This is a genomic window from Kaistia dalseonensis (assembly GCF_030814715.1).
Classification (GTDB): Bacteria; Pseudomonadota; Alphaproteobacteria; order Rhizobiales; family Kaistiaceae; genus Kaistia; species Kaistia dalseonensis.
Map to the genome: position 1 here is coordinate 594,154 of NZ_JAUSVO010000001.1, position 18,879 is coordinate 613,032.

At 66.0% G+C, this 18,879-nt stretch carries 20 protein-coding genes; 14 read left to right on the forward strand and 6 right to left on the reverse strand.

Annotated features, from left to right (window positions below; translation table 11 throughout):
* The first annotated feature begins 9 nt into the window (after positions 1–9).
* The 3 genes from secF to QO014_RS02705 all read left to right on the forward strand — a co-directional run bounded on the left by secF (position 10) and on the right by QO014_RS02705 (position 2,311).
* Entirely contained in the window at positions 10–954 is a 945-nt protein-coding gene (secF, locus tag QO014_RS02695) for a protein translocase subunit SecF (RefSeq protein ID WP_266347101.1), read from the forward strand.
* A gap of 6 nt (positions 955–960) precedes the next feature.
* On the forward strand, positions 961–1,362 hold the full coding sequence (locus QO014_RS02700) for an Mth938-like domain-containing protein (RefSeq protein ID WP_266347102.1): 402 nt from the start codon (positions 961–963) through the stop codon (positions 1,360–1,362).
* A gap of 106 nt (positions 1,363–1,468) precedes the next feature.
* On the forward strand, positions 1,469–2,311 hold the full coding sequence (locus tag QO014_RS02705; RefSeq protein ID WP_266347103.1) for a phytoene/squalene synthase family protein: 843 nt from the start codon (positions 1,469–1,471) through the stop codon (positions 2,309–2,311).
* A gap of 205 nt (positions 2,312–2,516) precedes the next feature.
* On the opposite strand, the gene QO014_RS02710 is transcribed toward QO014_RS02705, so the two are convergent.
* The 3 genes from QO014_RS02710 to QO014_RS02720 form a co-directional block, all read right to left on the reverse strand.
* On the reverse strand, positions 2,517–4,271 hold the full coding sequence (locus QO014_RS02710) for a B12-binding domain-containing radical SAM protein (RefSeq protein ID WP_266347104.1): 1,755 nt from the start codon (positions 4,269–4,271) through the stop codon (positions 2,517–2,519).
* Positions 4,272–4,427: 156 nt separating this feature from the next.
* Positions 4,428–5,834 (reverse strand): methylenetetrahydrofolate--tRNA-(uracil(54)-C(5))-methyltransferase (FADH(2)-oxidizing) TrmFO, encoded by a 1,407-nt coding sequence (gene trmFO, locus QO014_RS02715; protein WP_266347105.1) that lies wholly within the window; start codon positions 5,832–5,834, stop codon positions 4,428–4,430.
* Positions 5,835–6,030: 196 nt separating this feature from the next.
* Positions 6,031–6,183 carry a DUF1127 domain-containing protein gene (locus tag QO014_RS02720; protein WP_370877074.1) on the reverse strand — a complete coding sequence of 51 codons (153 nt, stop codon included), beginning with the start codon at positions 6,181–6,183 and terminating at the stop codon, positions 6,031–6,033.
* A gap of 307 nt (positions 6,184–6,490) precedes the next feature.
* On the opposite strand from QO014_RS02720, the gene QO014_RS02725 reads away from it, so the two are divergent.
* The gene (locus QO014_RS02725; protein ID WP_266347106.1) at positions 6,491–7,078 is read left to right on the forward strand and encodes a hypothetical protein; all 588 of its coding nucleotides are present in this window, start codon (positions 6,491–6,493) and stop codon (positions 7,076–7,078) included.
* 6 nt (positions 7,079–7,084) lie between these two features.
* Here QO014_RS02725 and QO014_RS02730 read toward each other — a convergent pair whose 3' ends face one another.
* Together QO014_RS02730 and QO014_RS02735 are read right to left on the reverse strand one after the other, a co-directional pair.
* Entirely contained in the window at positions 7,085–7,876 is a 792-nt protein-coding gene (locus tag QO014_RS02730) for a DUF2189 domain-containing protein (RefSeq protein WP_266347107.1), read from the reverse strand.
* Positions 7,877–8,007: 131 nt separating this feature from the next.
* On the reverse strand, positions 8,008–8,580 hold the full coding sequence (locus QO014_RS02735; protein ID WP_266347108.1) for a DUF1697 domain-containing protein: 573 nt from the start codon (positions 8,578–8,580) through the stop codon (positions 8,008–8,010).
* Positions 8,581–8,783: 203 nt separating this feature from the next.
* On the opposite strand from QO014_RS02735, the gene QO014_RS02740 reads away from it, so the two are divergent.
* Both QO014_RS02740 and lhgD read left to right on the forward strand, forming a co-directional pair.
* Positions 8,784–9,122: a hypothetical protein gene (locus tag QO014_RS02740; RefSeq protein WP_266347109.1), complete on the forward strand. Its 339-nt coding sequence runs from the start codon at positions 8,784–8,786 to the stop codon at positions 9,120–9,122.
* 189 nt (positions 9,123–9,311) lie between these two features.
* Positions 9,312–10,493, forward strand: coding sequence for an L-2-hydroxyglutarate dehydrogenase (gene lhgD, locus QO014_RS02745; RefSeq protein ID WP_266347110.1), 1,182 nt, complete (start codon positions 9,312–9,314; stop codon positions 10,491–10,493).
* 18 nt (positions 10,494–10,511) lie between these two features.
* Here the strand turns inward: lhgD and QO014_RS02750 are convergent, their stop codons facing one another.
* Positions 10,512–11,279, reverse strand: a complete 768-nt coding sequence (locus QO014_RS02750) for an LOG family protein (protein WP_266347111.1) — start codon at positions 11,277–11,279, stop codon at positions 10,512–10,514.
* A gap of 370 nt (positions 11,280–11,649) precedes the next feature.
* Here QO014_RS02750 and QO014_RS02755 point away from each other — a divergent pair, with 370 nt between their 5' ends.
* From QO014_RS02755 to thiL, 8 genes are all read left to right on the forward strand, one after another.
* Positions 11,650–12,954: a L,D-transpeptidase family protein gene (locus QO014_RS02755; protein WP_266347112.1), complete on the forward strand. Its 1,305-nt coding sequence runs from the start codon at positions 11,650–11,652 to the stop codon at positions 12,952–12,954.
* Positions 12,955–13,143: 189 nt separating this feature from the next.
* Positions 13,144–14,445 (forward strand): serine hydroxymethyltransferase, encoded by a 1,302-nt coding sequence (glyA, locus tag QO014_RS02760; RefSeq protein WP_266347775.1) that lies wholly within the window; start codon positions 13,144–13,146, stop codon positions 14,443–14,445.
* 14 nt (positions 14,446–14,459) lie between these two features.
* Positions 14,460–14,936 carry a transcriptional regulator NrdR gene (gene nrdR, locus QO014_RS02765; protein WP_266347113.1) on the forward strand — a complete coding sequence of 159 codons (477 nt, stop codon included), beginning with the start codon at positions 14,460–14,462 and terminating at the stop codon, positions 14,934–14,936.
* An 88-nt stretch (positions 14,937–15,024) separates the two neighbouring features.
* A complete protein-coding gene (ribD, locus tag QO014_RS02770) occupies positions 15,025–16,164 on the forward strand; it encodes a bifunctional diaminohydroxyphosphoribosylaminopyrimidine deaminase/5-amino-6-(5-phosphoribosylamino)uracil reductase RibD (protein WP_266347114.1) in 1,140 nt (379 codons plus the stop codon).
* Between the two features lie 2 nt (positions 16,165–16,166).
* Positions 16,167–16,778 carry a riboflavin synthase gene (locus tag QO014_RS02775; protein WP_266347115.1) on the forward strand — a complete coding sequence of 204 codons (612 nt, stop codon included), beginning with the start codon at positions 16,167–16,169 and terminating at the stop codon, positions 16,776–16,778.
* A gap of 129 nt (positions 16,779–16,907) precedes the next feature.
* A complete protein-coding gene (ribH, locus tag QO014_RS02780) occupies positions 16,908–17,360 on the forward strand; it encodes a 6,7-dimethyl-8-ribityllumazine synthase (RefSeq protein ID WP_266347116.1) in 453 nt (150 codons plus the stop codon).
* 1 nt (position 17,361) lies between these two features.
* Positions 17,362–17,880, forward strand: coding sequence for a transcription antitermination factor NusB (gene nusB, locus QO014_RS02785; RefSeq protein ID WP_266347117.1), 519 nt, complete (start codon positions 17,362–17,364; stop codon positions 17,878–17,880).
* 1 nt (position 17,881) lies between these two features.
* The gene (gene thiL, locus QO014_RS02790; RefSeq protein ID WP_266347118.1) at positions 17,882–18,877 is read left to right on the forward strand and encodes a thiamine-phosphate kinase; all 996 of its coding nucleotides are present in this window, start codon (positions 17,882–17,884) and stop codon (positions 18,875–18,877) included.
* Positions 18,878–18,879: the final 2 nt, after the last annotated feature.

Below are 18,879 nucleotides of genomic sequence, written 5' to 3' on the forward strand. Positions count from 1 at the left end.
ACCAAACCCATGCGCCATCTTCGCTTCGTACCCGACAACACCAAGATCCCGTTCATGCGCATGCGGCGCTGGACGTTCCCGATCGCGGCGTTCCTCTCCATCATGTCGATCGTGCTGTTCATCGCGATCGGCCCGAATTACGGCATCGACTTCCTCGGCGGCACGGTCATCGAGATCCAGACCAAGGATGCCGAGCCGGATCTGGGCAAGCTCCGCTCGACGCTGGGTGGCCTCGGCCTCGGCGACGTGCAGGTGCAGACGATCGGCGCCGCCAATGACGTGCTGATCCGCATGGGCCAGCAGGCCGGCGGCGAGGTGGCGCAGCAGGAGGCGATCGGCAAGATCCGCACCGCGCTCACCGATCAGGCGGAGTTCCGCCGGATCGACATTGTCGGCCCGCGTGTCTCGGGCGAACTCGCCTATAATGGCGCGCTCGCCATGATCGTGACCTTCGCGGCCATCGCGGTCTATGTCTGGTTCCGCTTCGAATGGCAGTTCGCGGCCGGCAGTATCATCTCGGCCGCCAACGTGGTCGTGATGACGTTCGGCTTCTATGTCGTGACGCAGCACGAGTTCAATCTGACCTCGCTCGCTGCGATCCTGACGACGGTCGGCTATTCGCTGAACGACACCGTCGTGGTCTATGACCGAATTCGCGAAACGCTGCGAAAATACAAGAAGATCCCGCTTGGCGACCTGATCGACCGCGCCATCAACGACATGCTCGGCCGAACCGTCATCACCACGATGACGACCCTGATCGCGCTGCTCTCGCTCTATTTCTTCGGCGGCGAGGTCATCCAGGCCTTCACGCTCGCCATGATCTTCGGCGTGATCGCGGCGATTTTCTCCTCGATCTGCGTCGCGGCACCAATCCTGATCTATTTCGGCCTTCGTCAGGATACGATGACGAAGAAGCAGGACGCGGACGCGGAAGCGGCCGGGAAGGCATAGGCGGATATGGCGCTGTTCTCGCGGCCGCCTGTCGAGGTTCGTGACCAGCACAATCCGCTGCAGGCCCCGGTCGACGCCTATGGTGAGGGCACCTTCAGCTTTGCCGGCATGTCGCATGCCGGCTCGCTGCTTTCGGTGCCGAGCGGCATCTATGGCTGGCCGCTCGCGAGTGTCGCCGATATCGACGAACAGACGCTGGCGCGTGTCTTCGCCGAAGCCGACAAGATCGACGTGCTCGTCATTGGCTGTGGCCGCGACATCGGGGTCATACCGGCCGCGCTGCGCCAGGCGCTGCGCGAGCAGGGCATCGGCGTCGAGGTCATGGGCACCGGCCCGGCGATCAGGACCTACAACATCCTGCTTTCCGAGGCCCGCCCCGTGGCGGCCGCGCTGATCGCGTTCTCCTAGATCGCCCCGCGCGCTGGCCGACTTCGGCTGGCTGCGTCAAGAGAAGTGAAGAGGGCGCTCATCGTCATGACGACCGATGCAACGTCCTGAAGCCGAGGCTCGTCCCATGGATGTGTTTGCCTTCTGCGCCGACGAGGTTCGCGCCCATGATGCGGATCGGTTCTGGGCCGATCTGTTCGCGCCTGAGGAGAAGCGGCGCTATCTCTTCGCCCTCCATGCCTTCAACCTCGAAATATCGCGCGTCCGCGAACTGGTCAGCGAGCCGATGCCGGGCGAAATTCGCCTGCAATGGTGGCGCGACGTGGTCGCCGGGCAGGGCAGTGGCGAGATAGCCGGTCATCCGGTCGCAGCGGCGCTGCTGGAGACGATCGGCCTCAACCATCTGCCGCGCGCCGCCTTCGACAATCTGATCGCGGCGCGCATCTTCGATCTCTACAACGACCCGATGCCCAGTCTTGGCGATCTCGAAGGCTATGCCGGGGAAACCAGTTCGGCGCTGATCCAGTGCGGCGCGGTAATCCTGGCCGGCGGTCGCGATCCGGGCACCGCCGATGCCGCCGGCCATGCCGGCGTGGCCCAGGCGCTCGCCGCACTGATGCGGGCGCTGCCCTTCCACGCCAGGCGACAGCAGCTCTATCTGCCGGCCGACCTGATGGCGAAGCATGGCGTGCTGGCCGACGATATCTTCAGCGGCCGCACCACGCCCGAACTGCTGCGGCTGCTCACCGAACTGCGCCAGATTGCGCGCCGTCATCTGGATATTGCGCGCCGCCTGCTCGCCGAAGCCGACCCGGCTCTGCTACCCGCCTTCCTGCCGGTCGCGCTCGTCGAGCCGCTGCTGAAACAGATGGACCGCCGCGACTACGACCCGTTCCGCACCGTGCTCGACCGGCCGCAATGGCGCACGCAATGGACCCTCTGGCGCGCAGCCCGGCGCGGCAAGATCTGAACTTCCGACATAGACGCCAAGCCTACCCTCTCTCCCGCGCAGCGGGGGAGAGCTGGAGAGGGGGGCGGGTCGGGTGAGCGCAGCCCGTCGAGAGTCTTGCCTGCAAGCCCCCTCCCGGCCTCCCCCGCAAGCGGGAGAGGGGAAGGGCGGCCCGCACACGCCGAGATTCCTGCGGACGCCAAGCCCCTTGCGGAAACGCTGCTTCCTATGCCGCCCCGTGCGTCAGCACGTCGATAGTGTGCGCGTGGCGGACGGCGCCGCGGGCGGCGTCGTTCTGGTTGAAGATTTCCAGCGTCTCGGTCTCGTCATCGGCGACCGGCGATAGCGCCTGGTCCATATAGGCGCGGCGGTTCGGGTCGGCCTCGATCTTGCGGCGCGCCATGTTGAGCTTGAAGCCGAGGCCAAGCAGCCGCGCGGTCCGTGCGATGCTCGACCAGATCTCGCGCGGATAGAACAGCAGCGCCGGCTCGATCGGCAGGCCCGGGCGCCGGTCGAGCCTGTCCTTGAAACGCAGCACGCCGCCCTGCAGCGGATGGACGCCCTCCAGCTCGACCGAGGTCGAGAACCAGAGCAGCAGCTTCAATATGCTGAAGGTCTTCACGCCGGTCGCCGCGGCGCGGCGCAGGACCGTCACCATGTGCTCGGGCGTGTAATAGAGCGACCACGCGTCGCGATAGATGCCCTCCCACTCCGTCTGGCTCATGCGTTCATGGGCGGTCACGGCATGTTCGAGATCGTATTTGTTGAGATCAGCATCCATGGGGACGCCCTTGCGGAAGAGGGTCTGGTGATCCTCCGAGCCGGGCAGGGGCGTCAGGAAGAAGAATTCGAGGATATCGAGCGGCAATTCGCGCTGGATGATGCCGATGTCGCGCCGGATCGTCTCGGGCGTGTCGCTCGGGAAGCCGAGGATATAGCCAGCATAGGTGATGATGCCCTGGTGCTTCCAGGCGAGCAGCATGCGGCGATATTCGGTGATCTTGTTCTGCCGCTTCTTCGCCGCCATCAGGTTGTCGGGATTGATGTTCTCGAGCCCGATGAAGACGCGCGACACGCCGGCGCGGCGGCATTTCTCGATGAAGTTCGGGATCTTGTGGCAGAGCGTGTCGACCTGGATCATCAGGCCGATCTTCAGCCCCTCGCGCTCGCGCAGCGCGATGATCCGGTCGAGGATGATCTCCCAGTCCTTGTTGCGGGCGAAATTGTCGTCGGTGATGAAGTAGTTGTGGATGCCTTCCCTCAGATTGTCGCGGATCAGCTTCTCGACATCGTCGGGCGAACGGCGGCGCGACTTGCGGCCCTGGACATTGATGATGGTGCAGAAGGAGCACTGGAACGGGCAGCCGCGGCCGGCGTCGAAGCTCGCATTGCCGCCTAGCGTGCGCGAAACATAGCTCGCCGGCAGATAGGGCGGCGGCGTGCCCTCGACGCTCGGCAGGTCGGCCATGTGGTTGTAGAGCGGATGCAGCGTTCCCGCTGCCGCATCGATCAGAACCTGGTCGAGCCGGCCCTCCGCCTCGCCGGCAAAGAGCGATACGCCGAGGTCGAGCGCGTCCTGCAGGTCGACATGAAGGTCGGGCAGCATGGCGAGGCAGCCCGAGACATGGAAGCCGCCGATCGCGACGGGAATGCCGGCGGCGCGCAGCGGACGGGCGAGGTCGAGCGCGCGCGGATACTGGTTGGACTGGACACCGATCAGGCCGACAAGCCCGAAATTGCCGTTGTCGCGGAAGCTCTTGATGATGCCGCCGAGATCGACGCGGGTGTTGGTCTCGTCGATCGCGCTGATGGCGATGGTCGTGTCGGGGCCGAGTATCTTGCGCGCTTCACAGTCGACCGCGAGGCCGAAAAGTGACGCCAAAGAATTCGATGGGATCATCGAGCGATACCATCGGATCACATACCCACGATCGTCATAATGCGACGGCTTGATCAGGACCAGATTGAAGGTCCGGCTCACAACGACACCGATTCACGTGGGAGCAGCATTGCGCAACCCTCAGATCGGGCCGGCCGAATATCGGCGGGCTCGATCTGAGCTTACGAAATAGCTGGCCCGGCGGCAACCTGGTCTCGAACAGTTCGGAATATTGCGCGAGAAGCGTGCGTCCGACGCCTATTCGGCGGCCGCAAGCGTGGTCCCGTTCAGCCAGATCGCTGCGTCCGCTCGGGCACGGGCCGTCAGCGCGTGCTTCTTGGCCAGCGCCTTTTCCGGTCCGCGCAGGCGCTTGCCGGGAACCTTGGGGACCTCGACCGGCGGGAACAGCCCGAAATTGACGTTCATCGGCTGGAAGGAGCGCACGCCGCCCTCTTCGCCCGCTATGTGGCCGCCGGTGATATGGCCGAGCAGCGCGCCGAAGGCGGTGGTGGCCGGGGGCAGGCTCGGCGCCTCGCCGAGGCGTTCGGCGGCGGCGAAGCGGCCCGCGAGCAGGCCGATCGAGGCCGATTCGACATAGCCCTCGCAGCCCGTGATCTGGCCTGCGAAGCGCAGGCGCGGCATCGCCTTCAACCTAAGCGTCGGATCGAGCAGCTCCGGCGAATTCAGGAAGGTGTTGCGGTGCAGGCCGCCGAGCCGCGCGAATTGGGCGTTCTGCAGGCCCGGGATCATGCGCAGCACATCGGTCTGCGCGCCATATTTCAGCTTCGTCTGGAAACCGACGATGTTGTAGAGCGTGCCGAGCGCATTATCCTGCCGGAGCTGGACGATCGCATAGGGCTTGACCAGCGGATCCTTCGGATTGGTGAGCCCCACGGGCTTCATCGGGCCGAAGCGCAGCGTCTCGCGGCCGCGCGAGGCCATGATCTCGATCGGCAGGCAGCCGTCGAAATAGGGCGTCGAGGCTTCCCATTCCTTGAAGTCGGTCTTGTCGCCGGCGAGGATCGCGTCGACGAAGGCGTTATATTCGGCCTCCGTCATCGGACAGTTGATGTAATCGGCGCCCGTGCCGCCCGGCCCGACCTTGTCGTAGCGCGACTGGAACCAGGCGATCTCCATGTCGATCGAATCGAAATAGACGATCGGGGCGATGGCATCGAAGAAGGCGAGGGAATCGACGCCGGTCAGGCCGCGAATGGCATCGGACAAGGCCGGCGAGGTGAGGGGACCGGTCGCGATGATGACGCTGTCCCAATCCTCGGGCGGCAGCGCATCGACCTCGCTCCGCTCGATCGTCACCAGCGGATGATCCTCGAGCGCGCTCGTGACGGCCTGCGAGAAGCCCTCGCGATCGACGGCGAGCGCGCCGCCGGCCGGCACCTGATGAGCATCGCCCGTGCGCATGATCAGCGAATCCGCCATGCGCATCTCGGCATGCAGCAGCCCGACGGCATTGGCGTCGGCATCATCCGAGCGGAAGGAGTTGGAGCAGACCAGTTCGGCGAGGCCGTCGGTCTTGTGGGCGTCGGTGCCGCGCACGGGGCGCATTTCATGCAGCACGACGGGAATGCCGCGGCGGGCGATCTGCCAGGCTGCTTCAGAACCGGCGAGGCCGCCGCCGACGATATGGATGGGCTTGTGTGTCATGGCGCGGACATTATGGCGCCGCGCGTGCGCCGACAACCCGGCGGACCGATGGGCAGGGCCCAAAATGAAAAACGCCCGTCGGGGAGGAGGTCGACGGGCGTTTCTCTATGGAGGCGTTCAGCGAGGGAGGAGGTTCGCTTACCGCCATATCGCAGGGAACGAGGGAGGAGGTTCGTGCCCCGACGAATTCTTGAAATCAGTAACCGGCAGCCTGCCGGGCGACGCGATTGACGTCGGCGCGAACAATACCGAGATCGGTGAGCTCGCGGTTCGAAAGGCGCATCAACTCGCTATAGGTCTCACGATATTTGCGCCAGTTCTTGTATGAAGCATACAAATTCACGGCCATGATCGTTTCCTTCATTCCTAAACCTTGGGCGAACCGAGGGTCTTTCGACCGGCGCCCTTTGTTGATTGGAATGTATGGAAAATGATCGAAGTTGAGCACTCCGAAAAATCGCATGGCTGGCCTGCGCATGATGCAGAGCAACATTGCGCTGCGTTACAATATTGCGTCGCAACATAAAAGAGCCTTCGACCCGCCTTGATCCCGCCGAAAAGAGCCATGCGACGCCCTTTCGCCGTGGAAGCCGGGCCGCGCCCTGTTTCGCGTCACGGCCGAATGCTTCAGGATGCCGGCCCATTCGGAGAAAGACATGCATCTGAGGATATTGCTCGGCGTCGCGATGATCGCCCTTGCCACCGCCGCGCCGGTTTCCGCCTCGGCCGAGACGATCGCCCCGGCCAAGATCCGCTATTGCCACGGTTTCGGCTGCAAGATGCGCTCGCCCGTCGTCTTTTCGTCCGGCGATATGGTGCAGTTGAAGCGGATCCTGGCGGCGGGGCGCAAGAGCCCCGAGGCCGAGCGCGCCGCGATTTCCAAGGCCGACCAGTGGTATGAGCGCAAGGCCGGCGCCCAGACCGGCACGTCGAATGACGGCGCCAAGGACGTCTACACCCTGTTCACGCCGCTCTCCGAGATCGACTGCGTCGACGAGACCGAGAATACGACGACGCTGCTGCAACTGATCGATGCGCGCGGCTGGCTCGTCCATCACCGGGCCGGGCGGCCGGCCAATCGCGGCTTCCTGATCGATGGCCGCTATCCGCACAACACGGCGACGATCGTCGAGATCAAGTCGGGCCGTGCCTGGGTCGTGGATAGCTGGGTCCGCGCCAATGCCGAGCCGCCGGACATCATGCCGCTCTCCGAATGGAAGAAGCGCGGCGGCCGGGCGGACTGAGCGGCCTCAGACCACGACCTTGCGATAGAGATGCCATGTCGCGTGGCCGAGCACTGGCATGACGATCGCGAGTCCGAGGAAGAACGGGATCGATCCGAGCACGAGCGAGGTCGCGACGATCAGGCCCCAGAGCGCCATGGGCCCGGGATTGGCGGCGACCGCGCGGATCGACGTCAGCACCGCCACGCCGGCGCCCACGTCGCGATCGAGCAGCAGCGGGAATGATACGACGCTGACCGTCAGGACGAAGAGCGCGAACAGGAAGCCGACAAGGTTGCCCACGAGGATCATCCAGCGACCCTGCGGCGTGCCGAAGACGCGGCCGAGGAAATCGGGGATCGAGGCGGCCGGCGCGTAGCCGAAGGCGGCGACATAGATCGATTGCGCAACGGCGATCCAGCACAGGAACACCACCATCAGGATCAGGCCGAGCGCAAGGATCGCGCCGAAGGACGGCGAATGCCGGATCGCCAGCGCATGATAGGCGGCCGTATCGAGGCCACGCTCACGCCGCCGCGACAGCTCGTAGAGGCCGAGCGCAGCCAAGGGGCCGATCAGCGCGAAACCCGCCATCAGCGGAAAGAGCAACGGCAGGATTTCCGCGCCATAGACCAGGCGGCCGAGCAGCAGGCCGACGACCGGATAGATCAGGACCAGAAACACCGCATGGCTCGGCATGGCTGAGAAATCCTCCCAGCCCTCGCGAAGCGCGGCGGCAAGATCACCGTCGTCGATGCGGCGCACGGCTGGCGCCGGACGCGCCGCGTCTGAACCGGTAATGACATTGGACAGCGCCATGAGTGTCCTCCCTGAAACGCCGCATCCGGCGATCGGGGCGCGCATGGCCCATCAACATCGGCTGTTCGTCGGGGCCTCGGGCGCCGCAATGCCAATGGGTGGATCATATCAAATTGCGGCGCGGGAACGAATCAATTCTGCACGTCGGGATGGGCCGTGGCCTGCGCGCCCGCCAGCGCGCCGAGCCCGCGGATCGTGTTCCAGTTGCGCAGCGTTCCGACGCCGCCGAGCCGTGTCGGCGTCAGGACGCCGAGCAGGCGTGACTGGCTGGGCTGGGCGGGAAAATGCACCCAGAGATCATCGCCCGCGATGGCAATGCGCTCGCCCTGCGTCGCATAGGGTTCCAGGAAGGTGAGGGCATCGGGACGGATTGGCGCCCGACCGACCCGCGCGATGACCTGGCTCGGCATGGTGCGCGATGCCTCGGGAAAGGGATTGGCCTCGACAAGCCGATGCCAGTCGGAGGCGCTGCGGACGATGATGTCGACGTGACGGCCGAATGTCTGCGCGAAGCGTGCTTCCAGAGCGTCCTCAATCCGGCGCTCCGTCGTCGCTTCGGCCTCGAAGACGAGATTGCCGGTCGCGACCAGCGTGCGCGGCGCGCCGAGGCCGAGCGTCTTGGCCATGGCCTTGAGGTCGGCCATGACGACCCTTCGGCCGCCGCCGAGGATGATGCTGTAGAGCAGGGCGACATAAGTGGTCATGCTTTCCCCCCTGTCCCGTGCCAGATTAGCCGGACATTTGTACGGGACGTCGAGCCCGATCGTCACTTTTGTGCCACGGCGGACGAATACGCACCGCGTTGGTCGCCTCGCCTGCCGGTTGCTGCTAAACTTTTCGTGTTGCCGAATCGTTGCGTCGGGCGTTGACGCTCATACGAAGCGCCAAGTCGAGAGAAATTGCCCCTATGAAGCACTCCCTTCCGATCCTGATCGTCCTCGCCGCCGCCGCCGGCCTCGCGGGCTGTCAGACCAGCCCGCCGCCCGGTTATTCGACGGCACCCGCGCCGCGCATGACCGATAACGAGCCGCTCGCCTGGGTCAGGACGGATGGGCAGAGTGGACGCGCCAACCCCGCGCTCGCCGACCAGTTCGCCGCCGATCGCGCCGCCTGCGTGCAGCAGCCGGGCGACAATGCCGCGCTCCGCGCCGCCGAGAGCTGCATGAGCCAGCGTGGCTATGTGCTGGTTCCGGCCTCGCAGGCCGCTGCTACCGCCGAGCAGTTCCGCCGTCAGGCGCGCTACTGATCCGCCGGAAGCGCTGATCGCCGGGCGCAACGAACGCGCCCGGTTTGATCCGCGCATGCCGGCACACGATCCGAGCGACGACCCGCCCCGGTCGTGAGCCGGCTTGAACGCTCGGTCTCCTCTCTGGTGGAGTGCCTTCTGCCATTCTACGCTGCCGCGTGCGGCTGGGCATCAGGGCAGGGGATCGGCGTGTACGACTTCATCGTCATTGGCGGCGGGATCGTGGGACTCGCCACCGTGCGGGCGCTTCAGCGCCGCCAGCCCGATGCGCGCATCATCCTTCTCGAGAAGGAAGATCAGGTCGGCCAGCACCAGACCGGTCACAATAGCGGCGTCATTCATGCCGGCGTCTATTATGCGCCGGGCAGCCTGAAAGCGCGGCTCTGTCGCGAAGGCGCCGAGGCGACCAAGGCATTCTGCCGCGAGCACGACATCCCCTTCGACCAATGCGGCAAGCTCCTCGTCGCCACCAACGAAGCCGAGCTGGCGCGCATGGGCGATCTCGCCGTGCGCGCGGGCGTGAACGGTATTGCTGTCCAGCGCCTCTCTGCATCGGAACTGGGCGAGCGCGAGCCCGCCATTGTCGGCCTCGGCGCGCTTCTGGTCGAATCGACCGCGATCGTCGATTACCGCCAGATCTGCCGCGCGCTTGTAACGGAAGCGCGGGCCAAGGGCGCGACGATCGCGCTCGGCCGGGCCGCGACCGCCATTCGCGAGACGCCGGGCCAAGTCGAGGTGGATACGGCGGCGGGCGCTGTCCTCGGTGCACGGCTCATCGCCTGCGCCGGCCTGCAATCGGACCGGATCGCCCGGCTCGCCGGCCTCGATATCGCGCATCGCATCATACCCTTCCGCGGCGAATATTACGTGCTGCCGGACGCGCTCAACCAGATTGTCCGTCATCTGATCTACCCGATCCCCGATCCGGACCTGCCCTTTCTCGGCATCCACTTGACGCGCATGATCGACGGGCGCGTCACCGTCGGCCCGAATGCGGTGCTGGGTCTGGCGCGCGAGGGTTATCCGCGCTTCTCGCTCGATCTGCGCGACATGGCCGACATGGCGGCCTTTCCCGGGTTCTGGCGGGTGCTGAAGGCCAATTGGCGCTCGGGCCTGACCGAAATGCGCAATTCGCTGCGAAAGTCGGGCTATCTGGAAGAGTGCCGCAAATATTGCCCGACGCTGACGGTCGCCGACCTCAAACCCTATCCGGCCGGCATCCGTGCGCAGGCCGTGCTGCGCGACGGGGCGCTGGTGCACGACTTTCTCTTCGCCGACACCGACCGCATGCTGCATGTGCTGAACGCACCGTCGCCGGCCGCGACCTCGGCGCTGCCGATCGGCGAGATGATCGCGGACCGGATGTTCTGAGCCGTCTGCCAGGCGCGGTCAGGTGCCGGCCCGATGCGGGCCGACACCGCCGGCGGCCAGCAGCCTCCACACCTCTTCCGCGTCCTCGGCGAAATCGAACAGCTTCAGTTCCGAGGCATCGATCATGCCCTCCTCGACAAGGGCGTCGAAATTGATCACGCGGCGCCAATAGGCCTGGTCGAACAGCACGATCGGGATCGGCGGCGCCTTCTGGGTCTGGCGCAGCGTCAGGATCTCGAACAGTTCGTCGAAGGTGCCGAAGCCGCCGGGAAACACGATGAGCGCATTGGCGCGCATGGCGAGATGCATCTTGCGCATCGCGAAATAGTGGAACTGGAACGTCAGTTCCGGGGTCGAGTAGGCGTTGGGCTGCTGCTCGTGCTTCAGGGTGATGTTGAAGCCGATGGAAGGGGCGCCGGCATCACAGGCGCCGCGATTCGCAGCTTCCATGATGCCCGGGCCGCCGCCGGTCGCGATCACATTGTCGCGAAACGAGCCGTTGTTGATGAGGGCGCCGCCGCGCTCGGACACGATCCGCCCGACGGTGCGGGCCTCTTCATACCAGCGCCGGCCATTATGCGAGCCCGCCTCGCGGCTGCGCGCCGAGCCAAAGACGACGACAGTCGAACGCACCCCCCAGCGGCGCAGCGCCTCCTCCGCCTTGGCATATTCGAGCAGGAAGCGGACACCGCGCATCGAATCACCGAGCAGGAAGTCCTGGTCCAGCGCCGGCAGACGGTAGGAAGGCGAGGCAAGCTGGGCGGCGTTGTCGGATTGCGTGGTCATTTCGGTCTTTCGGTCCTGTCCTGGCGGCGTTCCCGTCTGCGACACGGCGAGGTGGTGCGCATCATCGGCGGCGTCAATCTTTCGGTAACCCTGTTGCCCGATTCTCGGGATGGCGCCAGTCCGGCCCGCCGTCGGGACCGTGACATGAAAGCGCCATACTGCCGTGAAAACCAAGGCTTGGGTCGTTTCGACCTGGGGTGACCTGGCCGTTTCCGTATAGTCTCCGCGGGCAGGGGAGTAGGGCGCGGAGCGGTGGAGGAGCCGTCATTCGCGCCACGGGCGGTGCGGCCGGATGGTCGTTGCCATGTGAGGCGGGGCGTGGTCTTGGCCGCGACGCTCCCGAATTGATCGAGCCTTGAGACGTGTCGCGATGAGCGGATCCAACAGAACTCTACTCCTCAACCGGACGATGTCGCGGCGCGGTGCGCTGCGATCGATCATGGGCACGGTCGCCGCCTCGGCGATGGCGACGGTCGCGATGCCGCTGGCGGCGATGGCGGCCGGCAGTGACGACCCGATCGCGCAGGCGCTGCAGGGCAGCATCGACCAGTGGTCGGACGGCTTCGACGCAGCATCGAGCGGCGCCGCTTCCGTTCGCACGCTGGCGCCGATTCTCTCGCCCGATACCGCCGCGGCAGTCGAACTCGCCATCCAGCGCTACACCGATATCGTCTCGCGCGGCGGCTGGCCGGTCGTCCCGGGCGACAAGAAGCTCAGCCTCGGCATGCGTGATCCGAGCGTCGTGGTGCTGCGCCAGCGCCTGATCGTCTCGGGCGATCTCGCCGATGGCCTCGGCCAGTCCGAAACCTATGATTCCTATGTCGATGCGGCGGTGCGCCGCTTCCAGGCCCGCCATGGCCTGCCGGCCGATGGCGTGCTCGGCCGCTCGACCGTGGTGGCGATGAACATCACGGCGGCCGTCAGGCTCGGCCAGTTGCAGACCAATCTGGTGCGCCTGCGCTCCATGTCGGGTTTCCTGGGCGATCGCTATGTGATGGTCAATATTCCGGCTGCTGCCGTCGAGGTCGTCGAGGGCACGCGCGTCGTGTCGCGCCATACCGCCGTCGTCGGCCGGATCGAGCGCGAGACGCCGATCCTCGCCAGCAAGATCTACCAGATCCGCTTCAACCCGTTCTGGACCGTCCCTGCCTCGATCATCAGGAAGGATCTGATTCCCCTGATGCAGAAGCAGCCCGACTATCTGGAGAAGAAGCACATCCGCATCTACGATCCGCAGGGTCAGGAAGTGCCGCCGACGGCGATCGACTGGACCACGGACCAGGCGACCAAGGGCTACACCTTCAAGCAGGATCCGGGCTCGTTCAATTCGCTGGGCACGGTCAAGCTCAACTTCCTGAACCAGTACGAAGTCTACATGCACGATACGCCGGAGAAGAGCCTCTTTGCCTCGGAAGAGCGCTTCGATTCGTCGGGCTGCGTGCGCGTGCAGAACATCCGCCAGGTGATCGCCTGGCTGCTGCAGAACGATCCCGCCTGGCCCCGCGAGCGCATCGACGACATGTTCCGCACCGGCGAGACGCTGGATGTCGCCGTGAAGCCGGAAGTGCCGGTCTATTTCCAGTACGTCACCGCCTGGGCGATGAGCGACGGCGTCGTCCATTTCCGCAACGACATCTACAATCGCGACGGCATCGGTCAGATCGCGCTGCAGTAAAGCGGGCCGCATGGCGGATTTCAGCGCCGTTCCGGCTCGTCCGGGGCGGCGTTTCCGTTTTTGAGCGCCTATCCCTGTGCTTTTTGTTGGCGTGCACCCCACCATATGGTACTCCCGCCTCGATCCGGAGCGGCGCGCCGCCTTCAAGACGCCCCCGGTTCCACCACATAGGACGGATCGCCCATGTCCATGATCGAAAGCGCCGCACGCGCCTCCTCGACGTCAGACTTCTTCTCAAAGAGCCTCGCCGAGGCCGACCCGGAGATCGCGGACGCGATCGCCAAGGAGCTCGGTCGCCAGCAGCACGAGATCGAGCTGATCGCCTCGGAAAACATTGTCTCCCGCGCCGTTCTCGAGGCGCAGGGTTCGGTCATGACGAACAAATATGCCGAGGGTTATCCGGGCAAGCGCTATTATGGCGGCTGCGAGTTCGTCGATATCGCCGAGACGCTGGCGATCGAGCGGGCCAAGAAGCTGTTCGGCTGCGAATTCGCCAATGTGCAGCCGAATTCCGGCAGCCAGATGAATCAGGCCGTGTTCCTCGCGCTGCTGCAGCCGGGCGACACGTTCATGGGCCTCGATCTCGCGGCCGGCGGCCACCTGACGCACGGCTCCTCGGTCAACATGTCCGGCAAGTGGTTCAAGGTGGCGCCCTATGGCGTGCGCCGCGACGACCAGTTGCTCGACTATGAGGAGATCCAGCGCATTGCCGAGGAGGCGAAGCCGAAGCTGATCATCGCCGGTGGCACCGCCTATTCGCGCATCTGGGATTTCAAGCGCTTCCGCGAGATCGCCGATTCGGTCGGCGCCTATCTCATGGTCGACATGGCGCATTTTGCCGGTCTCGTGGCCGGCGGCCAGCATCCCTCGCCGCTGCCGCACGCCCATGTGGTGACCACGACGACGCACAAGTCGCTGCGCGGCCCGCGAGGCGGCATGATCCTGACCAATGACGAGGCGATCGCCAAGAAGATCAACTCGGCCGTTTTCCCCGGCCTCCAGGGCGGGCCGCTGATGCATGTCATCGCCGCCAAGGCCGTCGCCTTTGGCGAGGCGCTGCGCCCGGACTTCAAGGTCTACGCGAAGAACGTGGTGGAAAATGCGCGTGCGCTTGCGGAAACGCTGAAGAGCGCCGGCTTCGACATCGTCTCGGGCGGCACCGACAATCATCTCATGCTGGTCGACCTGCGGCCGAAGCAGGTCAAGGGCAACGTCTCCGAGAAGGCGCTCGTCCGCGCCGGCCTCACCTGCAACAAAAACGGCATTCCCTATGATCCGGAGAAGCCGTTCGTGACCTCGGGCATCCGACTCGGCACGCCGGCGGCCACCACGCGCGGCTTCGGCGTTGCCGAATTCCAGGAGGTCGGCCGCCTGATCGCCGAGGTGCTCGGCGCGGTATCGCAGTCGGAAGACGGATCGGCACCGCTCGTCGAAGCCTCGGTCAAGGAGCGTGTCCACGCTCTGACCGCGCGCTTCCCGATCTACTCGTAGGGTCGGGGCCGCCGATGCGCTGTCCCTATTGCGGAAGCGACGACACCCAGGTCAAGGATTCGCGGCCGTCGGAGGACAATACGTCCATCCGGCGCCGTCGCGTCTGCTCGGTCTGCGGCGGTCGCTTCACGACCTTCGAGCGCATCCAGCTCCGTGAACTGACCGTTCTGAAGAAGAGCGGCCGGCGCGTTCCTTTCGATCGCGACAAGCTGATGCGGTCGGTCCAGGTGGCGCTTCGGAAGCGGCCGGTCGATCCGGACCGGATCGAGCGCATGGTGAACGGCGTCGTCCGCCAGCTCGAATCGAGCGGCGAAAGCGAGATCACGGCCGAGCAGATCGGCGTGCTCGTCATGGAGGGGCTGAAGGGCCTCGACGATGTTGCCTATGTGCGCTTCGCCTCCGTCTACCGGAATTTCCGCGAGGCCAAGGATTTCTCGGCGGTCCTGCACGAGCTTTCGACGCAGGACGGCGTCGAGGACGAGCCGCGCTGAAGGTGGCCGTGGCGCCGTGCACCCGGCGATGAATTCCGTGCGTCCGCGAAGCAGGCTAGAGTGCGGGATGGGGCGACGGGGGTAGCGCATGGCGGCAGCGGAGACGACGATCGCCGATCCCGAGACGGATCGGCGTCTTATGGCTGCGGCGCTGCGGCTTGGACGCCGCCATCTCGGCTCGACCTTTCCAGCGCCGGCCGTGGGCGTGCTGATCGTGCGCTTCGACACGGGCGTGCCCGTCATCGTCGGGCGCGGCGCGACACCGCCGGGCGCCAGCGGACATGCCATCGCGATCGCGCTCGACGAGGCCGGAGAAGCGGCGCGCGGCGCGACGGTCTACACGTCAATCGAACCCACAATCCGTCATGAGGACGGTGCCTCGGACACGGATCGGCTGGTTGCGGCGGGCATCCAGCGTGTCGTGAGCGCGATGGACGATCCCGATCCACAGCGCGGCGGTGCTGGCCATGCGCGCCTGCGCGACGCCGGGCTCCAGGTCTCGTCCGGCATTCTCGGCGAGGAGGCGCGGCGCGTTCATGCGGGCTTCATCGCCCGCATGCAGGCCGGCCGGCCCCACGTCACGCTCAAGCTCGCCGTCTCCGCCGATGGCATGATCGGCCGCAGTTCGGGCGAGCGCGTGCTGGTCTCCGGCAAGGAGGCCTTTGCCCGGCTGCAGGCGATGCGCATCGAGACCGATGCGACCCTGATCGGGATCGGCACGGCGCTCGCGGCCGATCCGAGCCTGATCGTGCGCGTTCCGGGCCTGAAGAGCCTGTCGCCGATCCGCGTCGTTCTGGACACGCAATTGCGCCTCTCCCCGCAATCGGCCCTGGTGCAGGGCGCAGGCGAGATCCCCCTCTGGGTGATCGCTGGCCCCGAGGCGCCGGAGGCGGCGCGATCCGCCCTTGTGGCCGCTGGCGCAGAGATTATCTCTGCTCCGCTCGGTTCTGGTGGTGTCGATCTTCCGGCGGCGCTCAGGACATTGGCCGAGCGCGGCATCACGCGTCTGCTGGTCGAGGGTGGCGCGCGCGTCGCCGCCTCGCTGGTCGGGCAGGGGCTCGCCGACGAGGTGGTTCTGTTCCGCGCGCCGGTCGTCGTCGGTCCCGATGGCGTCCGCGCGCTGGCGGGACGGGCGCTGTCGGCGATCGAGCGCAGCCCGCGCTACCGGATCATCGAAGAGGCCATGCTCGGCGATGACCGCATGGTTCGCTATGAAAGGACGAGTTGAGAATGTTTACGGGTATCATTTCCGACGTCGGGACGGTCGAGGCCGTTCAGCGCCGCAACGACGTCAACAAGGTCACGATCGACAGCAAATATGATCCCGAGACGATCGCGATCGGCGCGTCGATTGCGTGCGCCGGTGTGTGCCTCACCGTGATCTCCGTCAATCCGAAGCCCGAGGGTGGCACGAAGTTCGACGTCGAGGCTGCGCCCGAGACGCTGGCGCTGACCGAGGTCGGCGGCTGGGACATGGGCACGAAGATCAATCTCGAGCGCTCGCTGAAGATCGGCGACGAGCTCGGCGGCCATCTGGTCTCCGGCCATGTCGACGGCGTCGCCACCATCATCAGCCGCGAGGATCTCGGCGAGACGACGCGCTTCGTCTTCGAGGCCCCGGCCAATCTCGCCCGCTTCATAGCCACCAAGGGCTCGGTCGCGCTCGACGGCACGTCGCTCACGGTCAATTGGGTGGAAGGCAACCGCTTTTCCGTGCTTCTTATCCCCCACACGCTGCTGCCGGACGTGACGACCTGGGGCAAGCGCCAGGCCGGCGAGAAGGTTCATCTCGAAGTCGACCAGATGGCGCGCTATGTCGCTCGTCTGAACGAAGCCGGCTGATCGCTATGCAATAATCGCAGGCGTGGCACGTTCGCCGCGCCGCTCTTTTCGCTTTACATCGCCTAGGCGCGCATGGTTCACCTGCCGCCCGTTCCGAGCCGGCACACACCGTTTAAGAGAGCCTCCACCATGAGTGACGCGTCTCCGCATCTCCTCGTCATCGACGCCCGATTCTACGAGGATATTTCCGACGATCTCTTCCTCGGCGCCAAGACCGCGATCGAGAAGGCCGGCGCGACGCTGGAGCGCATTTCCGTTCCCGGCGTCCTCGAGATTCCGGCGGCGCTCTCCATGGCGCTTGCGGCCATGGAAGATGGCGAGGCGGATTATGACGGCTTCGTCGTGCTCGGCTGCGTCATTCGTGGCGAGACCACGCATTACGACATCGTCGCCAATGAATCCGCGCGTGCCATCATGGACATGGCCGTCATCGAGGCGCTTGCGATCGGCAACGGCATCCTGACCGTCGAGAATGACGAGCAGGCCTATGCCCGCGCGCGTATCTCGGAGAAGAACAAGGGTGGTGCTGCGGCCGAGGCGGCGCTCGCCATGATCGCGCTCCGCAAGAAATTCGGTCTCTGAGATGCCATCCGACAAAGCGCCGGCGCCGCGCGAGGTAAAACCTGCCAATCAGCGCGGTGCGGCGCGGCTCGCGGCGGTCCAGGCTCTCTACCAGATGGACGTCGGCGGAGCGTCGCTTACGGAAGTCGTGGCGGAATTCGAGAATTTCCGCCTCGGCAAGGAACTGGACGGCGACCAGTATCGCGATGCGGACGCCGCCTTCTTCCGCGATATCATCGCGGGCGTCGTGCGCGAGCAGCGCAATCTCGATCCGGCGATCCATGTTTCGCTGGTTTCCGACTGGCCGCTGACCCGCATCGACGTGACGTTGCGCGCGATCCTGCGCTGCGGCACCTATGAGCTCGTCGGGCGCAAGGACGTGCCGGCGCGCGTCATCATCACCGAATATGTCGATGTCGCACGCGCATTCTTCGGCCCGGGCGATGAGCAGCGCATGGTGAACGGCGTGCTCGACACCGCCGCGCGGCGCCTGCGACCGGACGAATTCACCGAAGCGGCACATCCGGGCAAGCGGGCCTGACATGACGGAACGGGCAGGGCGGCCGGGCGAATTCGACCTGATCGCCCGATATCTCCGTCCGCTCGCCGATGATCCGGCGGCCTTCAACCTGACCGACGACGCGGCCGCTTTCACGCCAACGCCGGGCATGGATCTCGTCCTCACCAAGGACATGGTCGCCGCCGGTATCCATTTCTTCCCCGATGATCCGCCCGCCTCGATCGCACGCAAGGCGCTCCGGGTGAACCTCTCCGATCTCGCGGCCAAGGGCGCCACGCCGATCGGCTATCTGCTCGGTCTCGCGCTCCCCGCGGACTGGACCGAGGACTGGATGGCGGCGTTCTCCGCCGCGCTCGGCCAGGACCAGCTCACCTATGGCATCGCGCTTCTGGGCGGCGACACCGTGAAGGCGCCGAGCGGCCTCGTGCTCTCCATTACCGCGATCGGCGAGGTACCCTCCGGCGGCATGGTGCGCCGCCTGGGGGCGCGTCCCGGCGATGCGATCGTGGTGTCGGGCACGATCGGCGACGCTGCGCTCGGCCTTCGACTCAGGCTCGGCGCGCTTGACGGTGCGCCGGCCGGAGCGGGCGCCGCGCACCTGCTCGACCGCTATCTGCACCCCCGCCCGCGCCTGGCGCTGGCGGGTGCCGTCCGCCGCCATGCCCGCGCCGCGCTCGATGTTTCCGATGGGCTGATGGGCGATCTCGGCCATATCACCCGCGCCTCGAACGTCTCCGCCCTGGTCGAGGCAGCGGCGGTGCCGCTGTCGGATGCCGCGCGGCATCTGGTCGAAGCCGATGAAGCCGCGCTCACCAGCGTGCTGACCGGCGGCGACGATTATGAGATCCTCGCCATCATCCCGCCGGAGCGGCTCGATGCCTATGAGGCCGAGGCGATCGCCGCCGGTGTTCCGGTCGCGGTCATCGGGCGAATCGTCGAGGGCTCGGCCCCGCCAGCAGCCCTTGGGCGCGACGGCACGCCGCTGCATCTCGGCCGCGCCTCGCACGACCACTTCTGATA